The 15262-nt window shown below is 51.3% G+C and carries 10 protein-coding genes and 1 tRNA gene; 5 read left to right on the top strand and 6 right to left on the bottom strand.

The genetic code is table 11. The annotated features are described in order from the left end of the window. The first annotated feature begins 513 nt into the window (after positions 1–513). From Q31b_RS28120 to Q31b_RS10310, 3 genes are all read left to right on the top strand, one after another. The gene (locus Q31b_RS28120) at positions 514–1755 is read left to right on the top strand and encodes a carboxypeptidase-like regulatory domain-containing protein (RefSeq protein WP_197171316.1); all 1242 of its coding nucleotides are present in this window, start codon (positions 514–516) and stop codon (positions 1753–1755) included. Positions 1756–2033: 278 nt separating this feature from the next. After that, positions 2034–3167 carry a hypothetical protein gene (locus Q31b_RS10315; RefSeq protein WP_146599611.1) on the top strand — a complete coding sequence of 378 codons (1134 nt, stop codon included), beginning with the start codon at positions 2034–2036 and terminating at the stop codon, positions 3165–3167. A gap of 4 nt (positions 3168–3171) precedes the next feature. Next, a complete protein-coding gene (locus Q31b_RS10310; protein ID WP_146599610.1) occupies positions 3172–4593 on the top strand; it encodes an aldehyde dehydrogenase family protein in 1422 nt (473 codons plus the stop codon). 42 nt (positions 4594–4635) lie between these two features. On the opposite strand, the gene Q31b_RS10305 is transcribed toward Q31b_RS10310, so the two are convergent. The 3 genes from Q31b_RS10305 to Q31b_RS10295 all read right to left on the bottom strand — a co-directional run bounded on the left by Q31b_RS10305 (position 4636) and on the right by Q31b_RS10295 (position 9234). Beyond that, positions 4636–5292 carry an RsmD family RNA methyltransferase gene (locus tag Q31b_RS10305; RefSeq protein ID WP_231617453.1) on the bottom strand — a complete coding sequence of 219 codons (657 nt, stop codon included), beginning with the start codon at positions 5290–5292 and terminating at the stop codon, positions 4636–4638. Positions 5293–5517: 225 nt separating this feature from the next. Then, positions 5518–7986 carry a family 78 glycoside hydrolase catalytic domain gene (locus tag Q31b_RS10300; protein WP_146599608.1) on the bottom strand — a complete coding sequence of 823 codons (2469 nt, stop codon included), beginning with the start codon at positions 7984–7986 and terminating at the stop codon, positions 5518–5520. A 69-nt stretch (positions 7987–8055) separates the two neighbouring features. Then, entirely contained in the window at positions 8056–9234 is a 1179-nt protein-coding gene (locus Q31b_RS10295) for a tRNA-uridine aminocarboxypropyltransferase (protein ID WP_146599607.1), read from the bottom strand. A gap of 165 nt (positions 9235–9399) precedes the next feature. On the opposite strand from Q31b_RS10295, the gene Q31b_RS10290 reads away from it, so the two are divergent. Further along, a complete protein-coding gene (locus Q31b_RS10290; protein ID WP_146599606.1) occupies positions 9400–10368 on the top strand; it encodes an AEC family transporter in 969 nt (322 codons plus the stop codon). A gap of 46 nt (positions 10369–10414) precedes the next feature. Here Q31b_RS10290 and Q31b_RS10285 read toward each other — a convergent pair whose 3' ends face one another. Together Q31b_RS10285 and Q31b_RS10280 are read right to left on the bottom strand one after the other, a co-directional pair. Further along, a complete protein-coding gene (locus Q31b_RS10285; protein WP_197171314.1) occupies positions 10415–11701 on the bottom strand; it encodes a leucine-rich repeat domain-containing protein in 1287 nt (428 codons plus the stop codon). 134 nt (positions 11702–11835) lie between these two features. Beyond that, positions 11836–11924, bottom strand: a tRNA-Ser gene (locus tag Q31b_RS10280). Positions 11925–12117: 193 nt separating this feature from the next. Here Q31b_RS10280 and Q31b_RS10275 point away from each other — a divergent pair. Then, complete coding sequence (locus Q31b_RS10275) at positions 12118–13164, top strand: transaldolase family protein (protein ID WP_146599604.1); 1047 nt, start codon at positions 12118–12120, stop codon at positions 13162–13164. Between the two features lie 233 nt (positions 13165–13397). Here Q31b_RS10275 and Q31b_RS10270 read toward each other — a convergent pair whose 3' ends face one another. Then, a complete protein-coding gene (locus tag Q31b_RS10270; RefSeq protein WP_146599603.1) occupies positions 13398–15257 on the bottom strand; it encodes a Xaa-Pro dipeptidyl-peptidase in 1860 nt (619 codons plus the stop codon). Between the last annotated feature and the right edge of the window lie 5 nt (positions 15258–15262).

Below are 15262 nucleotides of genomic sequence, written 5' to 3'. Positions count from 1 at the left end.
TCGGCTAAGCGTTAAACGATTAAATCGACAGCCCGTTAGCCACGGTTCACACGACAAATCATGCAGCCGTGGCTATCGGCCTGCTGATTTAATCGGTTTGACTCGACTTATTATTTAACGCCAAGCCATAGGCGACCGCTTTTGGAAAAGCTGACGCCTTCGGCTAAGCGTTAAACGATTAAATCAGCAGGCCGCTATCGCCAAAACGGCTAATGAATCATCCGGGCTAAAATAAAGCGGTGACAAAGCCCAGGACGCTTCTCTTTCAGGCCCTAAAGCTTCTCTTTCAGGCCCTAAATGGGGGCAAATCTTAGCGAAAACGTTGATGATAGCATAAAAAGAAAAATGCAAGTTAAAATGTGAGAATCAATGCTTGAGTTTCGTTCTTCGTTCACTTATCATTAGGTCGGGTGCATTGCCCAACTTTCCTGTTTGTCACAGATTCGCGGAACTTCGCGAACAAATATAACCACCCAATCATTTTTTGATCGCTCTAGAACTAAGGCCACTATTATGAGACTTCTGTTTTCCAGTTGGCTGCTTTTGGCAGTTTCCTTTGGTTGTCTGTCGTCTGCGCAGGCGCAAGATGTAACACCAACGGACGAAACGCTGTCTGCTGGTGTTCGCATGGAAACCCCATTGACGTTTAATCAATGGGTTTGTCCAAAGCAGCCTGGGTTATTGGTAGGTCGGGTGATTCTGCCATCGGGCAACAATCAAATAACGGGTGTGTCGAATGCCATGATCGCGTTGCGTGGGCAATCGGGTGAGGTGGTGCATGCTCAAGCAAATGAGATGGGTGAGTTTGCCATTGAGAATGTTGGCGCGGGGGTCTATTCGATGACCGCACAAGCTGACGGCGTTTATGCTTGCAGCGCCATGCACGTACTCGATGCCAGCAAAGTTGAAGGTGCAGACTTTCCGAGCAAGGTCGAATTGGCTGCGGCAAATGTTGATTGGACCGTGCTTAAGTCGGCCCTGATCCGCTATATGTCGCCGTTAAAAAACCAACCGGCTGCATCGCTTCCCATTACTGGATTTCGCAAGTTGGCCCAGCGAGTGGTAAGCAATCAATACAGTCAGGTGCAACGTGTTGACGGCGGGTTAACCGGACTCGTTTTGGCGGCTGGAACTTGGAAAAATGAATTGGTTCCCGCCGGGATGATGAACGTTTTCATCGTCAGAAACGAGGAAGTGCTTGCTCGCAGTCTTACCGACAACCAAGGATTGTTCCGTGTTGAGAATTTGCCAGCTGGGAATTACGGGATCATGGCTGTGGGTGCTGCAGGCGTCGGTTTTGCTGGCTTTGAGCTAGTGGAAGATGGCTTTGCGGCGAACTCGCCGGCAAACGGTCTTCGATTCGATGGGGCGAACCTAGGCAGCGACCAGGAACATCTTGTCGGACTTGCTAGCAGTTTGCTGCAGGCACCTAGTCCGATGCTCTCGATGCAGGTCGCACCAAGTCCAGACGGTATCCAATTTGACGATACCGAAGACGATGGTGTGATCCTTCTCGATGAAGGATTGGTTGAATCCGCCCCGGTCGGATATGGTGATCCACTTGGCGTGAGTGGTGGCGGTTACGGCGGCGGCGGTGGTTACGGTGGCGGCGGTGGTGGTGGTTTCGGCGGCGGTGGAATCGGTGCATTGGCGGGTGTAGCGGGAATTGCTGGGATCATTGCCGCGACAAGCGACGATGACGATGACAACCAGACGATCATTGTTCCTCCTCCTGCATCCCCTTCGTCACTGTAGCCAATATCCACTCGCACCTTGACGATCGCCTTTCTTTGCGGTCTTTTAAACGTGCTTGACAACTTTGAAAAGCCACTGCGTTTTCGCGGTGGTTTTTTTTATGGCGAGATTTTTTTGGTGCAGCACCCTAAGCTTGCCAATACGGTATTATGTCGATGCAGCGAATTTTGGGGATATCGTGAAAGGTGACGGTCGCTGTCTTCCAATTTCCGTTTTCGACGTTTAAAACAGACTGGAAAATCCAAACGCTTTTTCCGAATCACTCCGAGACCACGTCAATGCCCGAAGCCGATCAAAAAGTCAATTCCGATATGATTCCGCAAGTTGATGCTGCCAGGGATGCGCTAAACGAGCATACGCTGCGAACCGTCCATTGGCATTTCCATGACGATACCGGCAGCCCGTTTTGGCTAGAGAAAAAACGAGAATTGAACTTTGATCCATTAACGGACATCAAATCGTTTGATGATTTGAAGAAGTTCCCGCTATTTGAGGATGAATGGCTTCGCGGAGGGCCAATTCAACGCTGGGTTCCGCAGGGGCACGCTGGCAAGCCGGTATACGTCTTCGAAACAGGAGGCACGACCGGGGTTCCCAAGAGCCGTATGGTTATCGAAGACCATTGGAAGGACTACGAACTGTTTAGCAGCACGCTACCTGAAACATATTTTCCAACGGGCTCCAATTGGCTCATGCTTGGTCCCAGCGGTCCGCGGCGGTTGAGGTTGGCGGTTGAACACTTAGCACAGCACCGTGGTGGTATCTGTTTCTGTATCGATCTTGATCCACGCTGGGTCGTCAAGTTGATCAAGAAAGGCTGGATGGAGCATCTCGAGGAATACAAAAAACATTGCATCGATCAAGCGGTTACGATCCTGACGGCTGGCCACGATGTGAAGTGCATGTTTGCGACGCCAAAACTACTCGAAGCTCTCTGCGAAGCGCTCGAGGAAAAGGGGACCAGTATTTCCGAGGTCGGGATCACCGGTATTTTCTCTGGCGGGACCGAATTCACACCTCAATGGACTCGGTTTTGTGTCGAAGAACTCTTTGGTGGCGCTCCCCAAGAGAGCGGCATTTACATGACGCCAACCTATGGAAACACGCTGATGGGATTGGCCTGCAGCAAGCCGATTCGTGCTGAAGACGGTTACAAGATTTCCTATTATGCCCCGCAACCGCGTGCCGCTACCGAAGTCGTCCAGTTTGATGATTATGATCAAGTGGTTGGCTATGGAGAGACCGGGCGAGTCAAGCTGTATACCTTGACCGATGAGTTCTTTGTGCCTGGATTTATGGAACGCGACGAAGGCGAACGAGAAGCACCATTTGATCTCTATCCTTGGGACGGGGTTAGCGGCGTACGACCGTTCCACCAACTAGCCAGCGCCACGACGGTCGGAGTCTACTAAGCCCATGATTACTTTAAGCCCTTTGCGATGGGGGAAACCCTATGATTCGCTTGACTTCAAAGAAGTTGTTCATTTTGACACCGGCCAACCGATTGCCAAGGTTGGAACCGTTGGTAGTGGTATCGTGGGGCGTGATATGCGCCAAGCGCAAAAGGCCCGCGACGCTTTGCTTCAACTAACACCGCACGATTTGATTGCTCGCTGTCAGAAAGCTGCCAATTTATTCGAACAGGGTGACTTAAAGGTTGGAGATTCCACCCAGAGTGTTGACGATTTTGTTCACCAGCAATCGGCTAGCACGGGATTGCCCGAGCATATGTGCCGTTCGAACATGGCCAAGAATAGTTTCGTTCTAAAGAACATTGGACATATTTTAGAGTGTTTGACGCGTGGCTTGGACCTATCGATTTTATCGAAAGGTTACGGCGAAGAGGGACGCGGCGTGACGGTTAGCTATCAGGTGCAGACACCTGTCCTGGGTGCCATTCTGCCCAATAACTCGCCCGGCGTACACACACTTTGGCTGCCCGCGGTGCCACTGCAAATCGGACTCGTCCTAAAGCCGGGTTCCCAGGAACCATGGACCCCCTATCGCATGATCTCGGCGTTTATCGAAGCCGGCATCCCCGCCGAAGCGTTCTCGCTCTATCCTGGTGATCACGATGTCGGGGGTGCGATCATGGCGAAATCCAAACGCAGTATGATTTTTGGAAGTGCCCATACCGTTGATCAGCATGCTGGTAATCCTCGCGTCCAAGCGCATGGGCCGGGGTTCTCAAAAATCCTTATTGGGGACGATGTCGTTGATGATTGGGAATCCCATCTCGACATGATGGTCGAAAGTGTCCTCAGTAATTCTGGACGAAGTTGTATCAACTGCTCGGGGATTTGGGCGAGTCGACATACCGAAGCGATTGCCAAAGCGATCGCCGAACGTATTGGACCGATCGATGTCCGCCCCCCAAGCGATCCGCAAGCAGAGTTGGCCGCATTTACCGTCGCCGCCATGGCAACAGGAACCGACGCGATGGTCAAACAGGATTTAGCGGAGAACGGCGTGATCGATATGACGGCCGAGTATGGGGAAAAATTAATCGAGCGAGAGTATTGTGCGTATTTGCGTCCAATGGTCGTGCACGCTGATTCGCCTGATCGCCAAGTCGCGACCAAGGAATACATGTTCCCATTTGTTTCGGTCATCAAATGCCCGCAGTCCGAAATGCTTGGCCGCATTGGTTCGACGTTGGTAGGCACGCTTTTAAGCCGAGATGAGTCGCTAATCAAAGCGGCGGGAAATAGTACCGATATCGATCGATTGAATGTTGGCCCGATACCAACAAATCGGCTCAATTGGTTGCAACCACATGAAGGTAATTTGATTGATTTCTTGTTCCGCTCTCGAGCCTACCAAATCGCCGAGTTTTGAGGGTGCGATCGTTCCTTTGCCGCGACGCGATGTTAGCTGATTTTATAACCGCATGCCGCAGGTCATTGCGGGCTCGATAAAGGCCAACTGCGTGTTTCCGTAGACCCTCACGTCCCACTCCCCCTTGGGCAGCGACTCGATATCAAACTTCTTTTCGGCTTCGACCACGAGTACGCTTCCAGGCGGCGCGTTTGTCAAAACTCGATTGATGATCTGATTTAGCTTCCCCAGTTCCTCTTCCCAGAGGATATAGGGCGGGCAGACAAACACGATCCATGGAACACCAATCAAAGGGTCATCGGGATCGGCGGGTGGAATTAGCACCTGTTCGCTCCAACGAAATGCATCGCCCACCAAGATCTTGACCTTCGATTCAATCGAAAGCGATTCTGTCGTCTTGCGGATGTAGCTTGCCGCTCGGTTGGATTGCTCAATCGCAACCGCTGATATCGCTCCCCGGCTGAGCGATTCGATCGCCAACGCCCCCGTTCCCGCGAACATGTCAAAACAGATTGCGCCGCGAACGGCACGTCCGAGGATGTTGAAGAGGTTCTCGCGAATGTTATCCTTCATTGGGCGAGTGAACTCTTCGCCGTGATACTCAATCGGCCGACCGCGCATATCGCCGCCGATTACCCGCAACTTCGTCGGTGTTGGTTTTGCTCGGCCATTTTTCGCCGAATTTTTAGGACGTTTCACGGAAGCCCTTTTGCGTTTGCCCTGTTCTTGATGGTTCATGCCAACATTTTAACCAGCAATCGCGAAAAACACGATCCATCTAAATTCGTTTGTTGTCGGAACTCGTTCCGGAATATTTCCAACGCTTGTTCCCATTCGACGCTAGTGCTTTGTCCATATCAAAAGTCAGGGTTGGTCGTCCACTACCCTAAAACGAGACCTTGACGTACCGCTAGGGAGCCTCAACTACTCGACGTTCACTTGAACATTCCCGGTGACGGCTTTATTGAGAATCCAACGGTCGTTCCTCTGAGACGCTTCTACCCGTTTGCCGTTGACGAGCACCCGTGTCGAATTTTCCGGCGCAGGAACCTCGAGATCCGCTTCGATTCCTGGTGGCAGATTCACATCAAGTTGGAACGTTGACTCGTTCCTCCAATCCAGCGTGATCGGACCAAACGGAGTCGGGATTTTTCCTCTGGCATATGAGAGGTTACCCACGTGAGGACGAATCGTCGCCCGCGTCCATCCCGGCGATGCAGGCTGAACGCCGAGCACATATCGCGGAAGCAGATTCGCTGGAGCGGCTCCCCAGGCGTGATTCCAATCCTGATTGGGCTTGTACTTCAAATCCCATGCTTCCCAAGTAATGGTTGTTCCGCTTTCAACCATGTGTTTCCAGCTTCGGTCGTTTGGAGCCAAGATCAAGTCGATCGCTTTTTGGTCAGCACCATGCGTGAATAGTGCATCGAGTAGATACTGAGCCGCATAAACGGAGCATCGCATCGGCTGTTTCGAAAGCCAATCGACGATGCCATCGACTTTGTCGACAGGGACAATTCCAAATGCGAGAGGAAAGAAATTGGCATGAACGCTGCTATGGTCCGTTCCCACGCCATCGCGAAAAAGGCCGGTCGACTCATTGAACAAATTTTTCTGGAACGCTGATGTCGCAAGCTCGACACGACCTTCAAATCGTTCTGCGTCTTTTTCCTTACCCACCGCACGGGCCATCACAGCCATCTTCTTCATGGCTTCAATGTGAAACGCATTGACGACCGTGTTGATTTCCGTGAACACGTAATGATCACGCTCACCCCTAGGCCAATCAACAATGTCGTCTCTCTGCTGCTGCGATTGATTGCTGCGAACCAGCCCATCCGGTCCGCTACGGTCGAGCAGCGTCTTCATTTTCAATGACTCGTATCGTTGAGACAACCACTTTCCATCCGCTTTGTCGATCCACTCGGCATGAGCCATCAAGACCATGTGCGGTGCCCATTCGGTGGGCCATGTGCTATTTTCGATCAGCCAATCAAAAGTCCGAGCCGCCATTTGTACGTCATCATCGACCGCGTAATGGCTTAGCTGATTTAAATAAGCATCGGCTTCGTATGGAATCCTTTCGCGGTCGCCATCGACGTATACGCCCGCGAATGTGGTCGCTTTGATACTGTATTTACATAGTTCCCAAATCCGATTCAGAAGAGGTTCAGAGCATTCAAACGAGCTGGCATTGTCATCAAATCCTTTCGCGAACGCTGCCCTGCGAACGATCGATTCAGGCTTCAATTCTTCGGGCCAGCCCTCAACTTCCACCCATCGAAACGGCATGACCGGCATCCATTCGTTCGGCGTCAAGACCGCGGGAGGATGGTTGCCCGTTTGTTCGATATTTTTCACATTCACGGGTGCCGGGATGATGAACTTATCCGACTCTGCTTTTTCGGTTGTGTATTCGCTTTTTCCATAGCGAACCGTTCCAGGTGGATTACGATCGATTCGACCCTTGCTCAATTTTTCACCAAAGTGCATTGTCCCTTGAAAGGGGGCTGACTTGGGCAGCGTGACGGCGATGTTGCCGTACGCCACTTTGCCGAAATCGACGAGCGTGAAATCTTTATCGATCTTCGTAACGTGAACCGGCGATTGCTCAATAATTTCAACCGCTTCGGTGGCGACGATGTTGGGTAGTTCTTTAATGAACAGATTGCGGAATCGATACGTCTGTCCTTTTTCACCGTGGTGCTGAATGGCAATGAAACCGCTTGCATCCATTGTATCTTTCCACTGCACCGTTTTTACACCATTGAGTTCAATCGTTATTTGGTTTTGAAAACAAGTGATCTCAAAACGATTCCATCCATTGCGGTTGAGAGCATCACGAATCGTGGGCGTAGCAAAAGCAGCTTTCGATTCCTTTTCATGTTTTAGGAATTTCGGTTCCGAACGCCCTGGGGTACTCGGCCATATCCAACCACGCCGCGACTCGTCAAACAGGCCGCCTGACCAGCGACGTTCCGATCCATCACATTCGGCTTGGTAGCCGTACACCATCTTTTCTTTTTCGGGATCGACATGACATCGAAACATCACTCCCGAATTCGCAGGCCCCTCGGGGAGATGGATTTCAACGCTGATCCGAAAGTCCGAATACGTCTTGTCAGTAACCAAGAAAAACTTATTGTTTCCCTTCAAATGAATTTCACCATCGACGACCTCTGCTTCACCGTGTGGATAGGGGTTTCGCCAGCCTGATAAATCCTGACCATTGAAGAGTGGCTTGTAACCACGACTGAGCATTGCTTCAAACTCTGTTTTTCCGTCTTCGGATAGTTGTGGACGCAGTAGCGAGGATATCGATGGGTCCAAGGCATGGGACGATGCGCACGCGAAGGAACAGGCAATAAAGGCAAGCAAGGTGCGAGGGTTCATGATAGATGCTCGTGAGGCGGGAAGGCTACAATACGAAGCTACCTAGTCTAGCTGGCTTGGGCTTTGAAGTCATCCGCCATATTGATTCGATAGATACTCCGCAAATGCGACAAGGTTGGCAAGACGCTGTGACGCTCGGCTATCATCGCGGGGACTTGTCGGCAATTGATGCGCAGCAATGAAGTCATCCAAGGTTCCTCCGGCGATACGGTCGGCAAGATGGACCGATTTCAGAATGTAATCTGTATTCAAATCATTGCTCGCGTTTCGCAACAACTTGGCCGTTGAGGGATGGTAAACGGCAACCTTGTCCAAAGGCCGTAAAAAAGAGTGCCACATCGAGATAAAGGTTTCGAGCGACACCGCATTTTCAAGTTGCTCTTTGCCAATGCCTAAGCGATCGGCAAAATCGGCCTCGTTCAGACAGTTCGATCTGATCGCCACTCGGAACACTTCGCCGGTCACACATCGCTGAGCGGTCCAAAAGACGGGTTTTGGTTTTTGAAGTCGTCTTGCTCGTCCGCGAAGCTTTTCAACCCGCTCTTGTTCACCATAAGCAACCACCACGTTCTTCAAGTCGTCTGCTAATATCCGTGGCACGTTTGCCGATCCAGCACGACGTTTTTGATTGCGTCGCCAATCCGTTTGGCTGTTGGGTTGAGTGTATTGAATTTGGCGGTCAACCATTTTGTCGAACACCATCATTAATTGATCAAGTCTCTCGAGTTCAGGCTCAAGTGCTTGTAACGCTGATAGGGTTGCTTCGAGTGTTGAGAGCGCAAACGCGTTCGGTTCGCGGCGAATACGGTAGCGTCCCGGTGATGCAGGAGCTAGGCGAAATCGTGGCAGTCTTCTCAATCGGGGGATATCTCGCATCATCGTTTTCGCGTGATGCCACGTTCCGTCGAGAATGATCAATTGATCGGGACGCTCACTCGGTGATAGATTTTCAAGCAATCTCGCATCGTCACTCGGGTAAAGAATCCCTGCTCGCTGCGAAAGTGTTAACGATTCAACGTGTCTGGCCAAATCGGTATTGTGCTCACAAATCAAACGAACTCGTTGAAGCGACTCCTTGACGATTCGTGCCGTATTGAAGCGGTGGAATCGTTCGCGACGATGCTGGAGAATTAAGACGTTGGTTTTGTTCTCGATGCTAGGAATCGTTTTGCAAAAACACTGGTCGCGCGGACGGAAGCAAACAAAACAACGAGATGATGTAGACGATAAGTGTTCATGTGATTCGATTGGAGTGTTCCTCGCTTACGCGTCGGGTCTAAAAAATCCTGCTGTCCGCCTAGTGAATCATAGGCTAGAAGCCTGTGCCACGCGTATGCTAGTCGGCCAGGTCATTTCGCGGTCTACTTTTGAAAACGAATTTAACTCATTTCCAATTCGCAATCATTCATTGTCATGTTTTCCGAGCTCTGGCCAATCATTGCAAGTCTATTGGGCGTCTTTCTTGTGATTGGCATCGGCGGCATCTGCCGCCTGCTGGGCTGGGTCAACGAAGAAGCCGACGTGTCACTCGCGAATCTGACTGCGAAAATACTGATTCCTGCATTGTTCGCTGACCGGATTTTACTCGGTGGTTCCGAGCATTCGATTTCGTCGGCATGGTTCCCGCCTCTATTTGGGTTTGGTTTTACGACATTGGGGTTTGTTTTGTCATGGAAATTGGCGCGACGCTTTGGTGCGAGAGTAGGCCTCGATACCGATTCGAAACAGCGGACGTTTGCATTGTGTGCGGGGATTTGCAACTACGGTTTCATACCGCTGCCCCTGGCAACCCAATTCTATCCCGAAGCAGTGGTTGATCTTATTTTGCACAATGTCGGAGTGGACATGGCGTTGTGGAGCGTGGGGATCTATGTAATCGGTGGGACAACGAGTTGGCACAAAGCCATTTTGACGGCTCCGGTAATTGCAGTAGCCATCTCTTTCCTCGTTTGCTCGTTCGGTGCCAATCAGTGGATCCCTGTGTCACTGACCGGGGCACTGCACATGGTCAGTCGATGCGCAGTCCCGATGGGTTTGATTCTTAGCGGTGCAATCCTTGTCGACTACGTGAAGGATTGCCAATGGAAGGGATCGACACCCGTGATCCTTTCGGCCATTGCAGTACGCCAGCTGTTGCTGCCTCTTCTCATGCTTGGGATTGCAATCGCCGTGGGCTTGTGGACGAAGCAGATGACGGACGACATGCGAATGGTGGTCATGTTAGAGGCTGCGATGCCTGCCGCGGTCTTTCCGATCGTTCTTGTGCGACTCTACAACCGCGACACTTCCACGGCATTGCGAGTTGTTCTACCAACTTCGTTGGCAGGCATCCTTCTTGTACCAATTTGGCTAGGGGTCGCAAAATGGTGCTTGGCCCTTTGATATAAGTGCCTTGAATTCAGGTTTCCGTTTAGGTTTGGAGGAATGCCTAGAGGTCCGATTCGGCGATTTGCAAGTTGGGGTACTTTTCAATCAGGTCATCAATGACATCGAAACCAATTGAAGTGTTCGCAACATTCAGCACCTTCAAATTTGGTAATGCTGCAAGTTGACGGAATCCATCGTCCGTTAGTCGAGTTCCAGCGACATTCAGGTCTTCAAGGCTTTGTAGTTTTAGCAGCGTCTCGATCGCCTCATCGCTAATCCGGGTGCTCTTCAAGTCGAGTGTCTTTAAATTGGACAGCTCACTAAACGCAGCAACTACTTCGTCATCCGTGGCTGTGCTCCAAAGGCCGAGGTACTCAAGGCCGGTCAATTTGCCGATCCTTTTGAGGCCTTCGGCGGAGATGAGGCGGCATTCGGATAAGTCGAGATAAGTCACTTTGGGTAGCGAAGAGATCACATCGAGTGCCTCGTCATCTACCGAACTGTCTCGCAATTCGAAACGCTCTATATTTTTCAGACCGGCAATTGCCTGAAAACCAGCTCCTGTGACATCGGTGTTGCGAATTCGAAGTCGCTTCAGTTTCGCAAGGTTTTTCAAAGAAGGCATGCCTCGATCGTCGATCCTGGTGGTGTCGAGTTGGATCGATTCAAGGCTTTCCATTCCGCCAAGGACTTCGAGAGTTTTGTTGCTCAAGGGTGTGCATGCATTTGCATTGAACGACTTCAGTGGCAACTCTGATAATTCCAAAACGCCTTTGTCCGTAATTTTCGATTTTTCCAATTGGATATCGGATAGCGAGGTCAGTTTTGCAAGTTCGGTCATCGCTTCGTCTTCAACGTTGGTGTTTCGTAAATCGATTGCGCGCAATTTTTTTAACTTGCTTAACTTTGCCAGCCCCGCCTGGCTAACCGCGGTTCGCCGCAGGATCAATACTTCTAACGAATCCAGTTTTCCGACTGATTCGAGAGTCCTATCGGTGATCGCTGATTCGCTCAAATCGAGCCGTTTGATATTTTTCCATTCTTCGATCGCCGACATGCCTTCATCTACAATGCCCGGTCCCGTAAAACGAGCCACTTCCACATTGGGAAGCCCCGATAAATGCGGAAGCAAATCCGCGACGCTTTCACTACTAGCGATCGTCAACTCGGTGACATTACCGACCTTGTTCGTTTGTAAGAGATGACCTGCTTCACGCAGAGCTGCGACATCGTCGGGATTGTCGTTGAGGACTTGGGCAACAGACTGAACGCGTTGGCTTGTCTGCTTTCCTTCGTCGGCCACTTTTGAGCCGGACTCGTTTTTGCCGCAGCCGTTACAGAAAAGCACAAGAATGGTGGTAAGGGTTACCCATCGATACGAGCTCGAAAGAGAGCGGAGGTGGCCCACATATTGCGATTGCCGGGGCGTGGTATTCATTTTCAAGTCAAGAGCTTGAGGAGGGAAACGCTTTACGCTAAAGGCGGACGGTGAGGGATTCGAACCCCCGGTACGCTTTCGCGCACGCCGGTTTTCAAAACCGGTGCCTTAAACCAGACTCGACCAACCGTCCGTTGCCGAAATTCTAAGCAAATTCTAAATCGATGCAACTGGTAGTGAGTCGGCATCTTTCCGGCTAAGCTAAGTTCTGCGGGCGTCCTATCGATTTCGCAACCAGTTGAGGCGGCAGCATCAGCCCGCTTCATTGAAAATGATGGCGATCGCCCAAACGGCTCGTCCAATTGTCCTCTATCCCAATAACAAATATGTCACCACTCGAAACACTTCTCAAAACTGGCACTAAATTGTTTCTCGACTCCGTCGAACCAGCGGAGGTCGACAAGAGTCTCGGGTGGGGAGCAACGGGGGCGACCAGCAATCCTGCGATTATTAGCGCGATCATCGATTCGGGCAGCCGGAATGCCGAAGTCGAAAGCTTGTTAAAAAGCGGGCTCGATGACGAAGCGATCGCCTGGCAACTGACAGACCAACTCGTCAGTGAAGCGGAAGAAAAGTTTTTGCCAATCTACAAACGCAGCGGCGGAAATGAAGGTTGGGTTAGCTTTGAACTCGATCCCCTGCTCGAAGATCCAGACGGACCGCTTTCGACGGCCGAGCGAACCGCGAAATACATCGAACTTGGTAAACGCTGGGCCAAAGGTCACACAAACCGGATGATCAAAGTACCAGCAACCGAGGCTGGAATCGATGCCCTTGAAGAACTCGCTGCCGCAGGCGTGACGCTTAACGTGACGCTCATGTTTACCGAAGATCAATACACCCGATCCCGCGATGCCATTTGGCGTGGGGCTCAGAGACGTTCGGACCTCAATCGCTTTAAGAGCGTTTACAGTATTTTTATCTCTCGTATCGATGTTTTCACAAGTAAACATTTGGAATCGTTGTCCAGCGAGGCGCAAGGCCAAGTTGGGCTGCTAAACGCAAAACGAATTTGGAAATTGAATCAGTCGTTTTGGGCCGATAAGGGGTTGCCGCTGCAGCAGGAACTGATCTTTGCTAGTACCGGTACGAAAGACCCCAGCGATTCTCCGACAAAATATGTCGAAGCAATCGCTGGTAGCGATATTCAAACCAATCCACCGGAACTAAACGAAGCGGTGCAAAAAAGTGGGATCACGTTTTCCCACACCCTCGATCAAATGCCAAGCCAAGCCGTCCAAGCGGAAATTGATGAAAAGCTTGATGTCGCAGCAATGCACGAGTTCCTGTTGGCCGAAGGGGTCGATAAGTTTATCAAACCGCAACAGGCATTGCTCCGTTTGATCGCCAAAAAACGTGAAGAACTAGCGTAAGACGGCGAAGCTGCCAGGTCGCCCAGCTCTCTGAGCTGATAGCGCCCACTGGATGCTGATAGCGCCCACTGGATGCTGATAGCGCCCACTGGATAGCGCCCACCGATTGGCTCAGGTTACCGTTTTCGCGTCTCGTACTTTGTCAGGGTTGAGAATGAGGGTTGGCAGTCGTGGATCTTGTTAAAGATCCCTGATGCGGAAGAATCTTCCGCAAGATCCAGTGCTAATTCGATCTACAACGAACGATTGAATTCTTCCACGCCGCCGACGATTGGCAGCATGATCTTCGTGGCATCAAGGTCGATCGTTAGCTTGGTACCTGGATTGGGGTGGAGCGTAAAGTCTCGATCACTCGAAAAGATCATAAGCCCAATCTGCTGGCCTTCGGGAATCACTTGATCATCAGGTTGGAGTGGAAACGTCAGTTCATAAAATCGGCCTGGTTCAAGTGGTTCACTCTCGGTCATCGAACGGTAGTTTTGTGGATCCGCCCATCCGCGAGTGATAATGTTGTCGGTAATCTTTGCATGCTCCTTTCCATTCCACGGCAGTGAAACCAGCCAAACCGACAAGTTAGCGGCAGGCTTATCACACGCCAATCTAATCGTGATCTTAGGGGTTCCCGACAAATGGACTGGCTTGGTCAACGTTGGAGTGACAAACATCAAACGATGGTCGGTGAACTCCGCTTGTGCGAGCGAGGCACCACTGAACGAAAAGTTATCGACAATGGTTTCGGTGCCTTGGTTCTCGATCTTCGTGGTCCACAAAGTGCCTTGCTGCGGCGCGCCGCGTCCGAGGTGAAAGTCCACTGGCGATGCCGCTGGGTTGGGATAGTCGTCGTAGGCGGTCGGTTTATCTTGCTCGTCCTCTTCGCGAACAATCCACGCCCGAGGATCCTTTTCGACGTCGTTCTCAATGCCATGCAAATAGCGAGTGAACCAACGGTTCATGAGCTTTATCGGCGGCGGTCCGCCATGGCCACCCTGGTGATAGAAAATTTGTGCCGGTACACCTTTGGCCTTCACCGCTTCGTAAATTCGAAAACTATGCTCAGGCACAACGTTCCAATCATTGAAGCCATGCGACATCAAGAGCGCTGCCTTGAAAGGTTCAAGGTCGTTTAGGTAATCGCGGCCGGCCCAAAATTCATTGTAGTCACCGTTCTCGCGATCGAACTGTCCCAGCATCTCTTTATCTCGAACGTTGCAATCGCAATAGCTACGGCGCGGTCCGCTGCTGCTGTGAATGTAGTCGTACAAGAAATCAATATCCTCGCCCAAATAACCGTATGGGTGTCGGACCAACCCATTCGACCGGTAGTAGTGGTAATAGGACGTATTGGGGGCGACTGGGATGATTGCTTCGAGCCCGTCGACACCGGTGGTCGCTGCAGCTAATGGAATGGTGCCATTGTAGGACGTTCCGGTCATGCCAACTTTACCGGTACACCAATAGGCCGTAACGGGTTGATCGCCATCGGGCGTCGTAAAGCCCTTGCCACGCCCACAAAGCCAATCGATAACCGCCTTAGGAGCTAACGATTCATTGTCACCACCCACCGTTGGGCAGCCTTCGGAAAGGCCCGTCCCAGGCGAAGAGGAGTGCACGACGATGTAACCACGCGGGACCCAATCCTTGATGTGTCTTTTGGAGATGATTGGCCGCATCCCCGTTCGCTTGGTCGCAGGAAAAGGTTTCCGCTCAGGCGGTTTCTCGCCAAGTTCTTGTCGCACATTCCAGAAATTCTCTGGCTCGTCTGCGCCCGTTCCCGCAAAGTAAGGACTACTGTTGTAGACAACCGGCAACTTCAATCCGTCGTTCTCGGTTTGCCGAGGACGCGTCACGTCGACGTGCATCCGATCGAGCTTTCCATCGCCATCGGAATCGAATTCTGTCTCCACCCATAAATCATGACGAATCCAATAGTCGGGATCTTTAAATCCCTCGACGATTTGTGCTTCACCATCTTTGAACACAGGGACCGCCGGCTTCTCATCCGCGGCGATGACCTGAGCGGAAAAAGTAAGCGGCAAGGCGAGGAAGGCAAGAACGAGTCGTTGATGCGTGGTTGGGAGGAAACCGTCTTTCATGGATG

This window comes from Novipirellula aureliae, from assembly GCF_007860185.1.
Lineage (GTDB): Bacteria > Planctomycetota > Planctomycetia > Pirellulales > Pirellulaceae > Novipirellula_A > Novipirellula_A aureliae.
The sequence above is the reverse complement of the archived record's forward strand: the minus strand, read 5'-3'. Positions and strand labels throughout refer to the sequence as shown.

Excerpts from the sequence above, each read along its gene's own strand:
- Q31b_RS28120 (WP_197171316.1), top strand. The coding sequence starts at position 514 with ATGAGACTTCTGTTTTCCAGTTGGCTGCTTTTGGCAGTTTCCTTTGGT.
- Q31b_RS10315 (WP_146599611.1), top strand. The coding sequence starts at position 2,034 with ATGCCCGAAGCCGATCAAAAAGTCAATTCCGATATGATTCCGCAAGTT.
- Q31b_RS10310 (WP_146599610.1), top strand. The coding sequence starts at position 3,172 with ATGATTACTTTAAGCCCTTTGCGATGGGGGAAACCCTATGATTCGCTT.
- Q31b_RS10300 (WP_146599608.1), bottom strand. The coding sequence starts at position 7,986 with ATGAACCCTCGCACCTTGCTTGCCTTTATTGCCTGTTCCTTCGCGTGC.
- Q31b_RS10290 (WP_146599606.1), top strand. The coding sequence starts at position 9,400 with ATGTTTTCCGAGCTCTGGCCAATCATTGCAAGTCTATTGGGCGTCTTT.
- Q31b_RS10275 (WP_146599604.1), top strand. The coding sequence starts at position 12,118 with ATGTCACCACTCGAAACACTTCTCAAAACTGGCACTAAATTGTTTCTC.
- Q31b_RS10270 (WP_146599603.1), bottom strand. The coding sequence starts at position 15,257 with ATGAAAGACGGTTTCCTCCCAACCACGCATCAACGACTCGTTCTTGCC.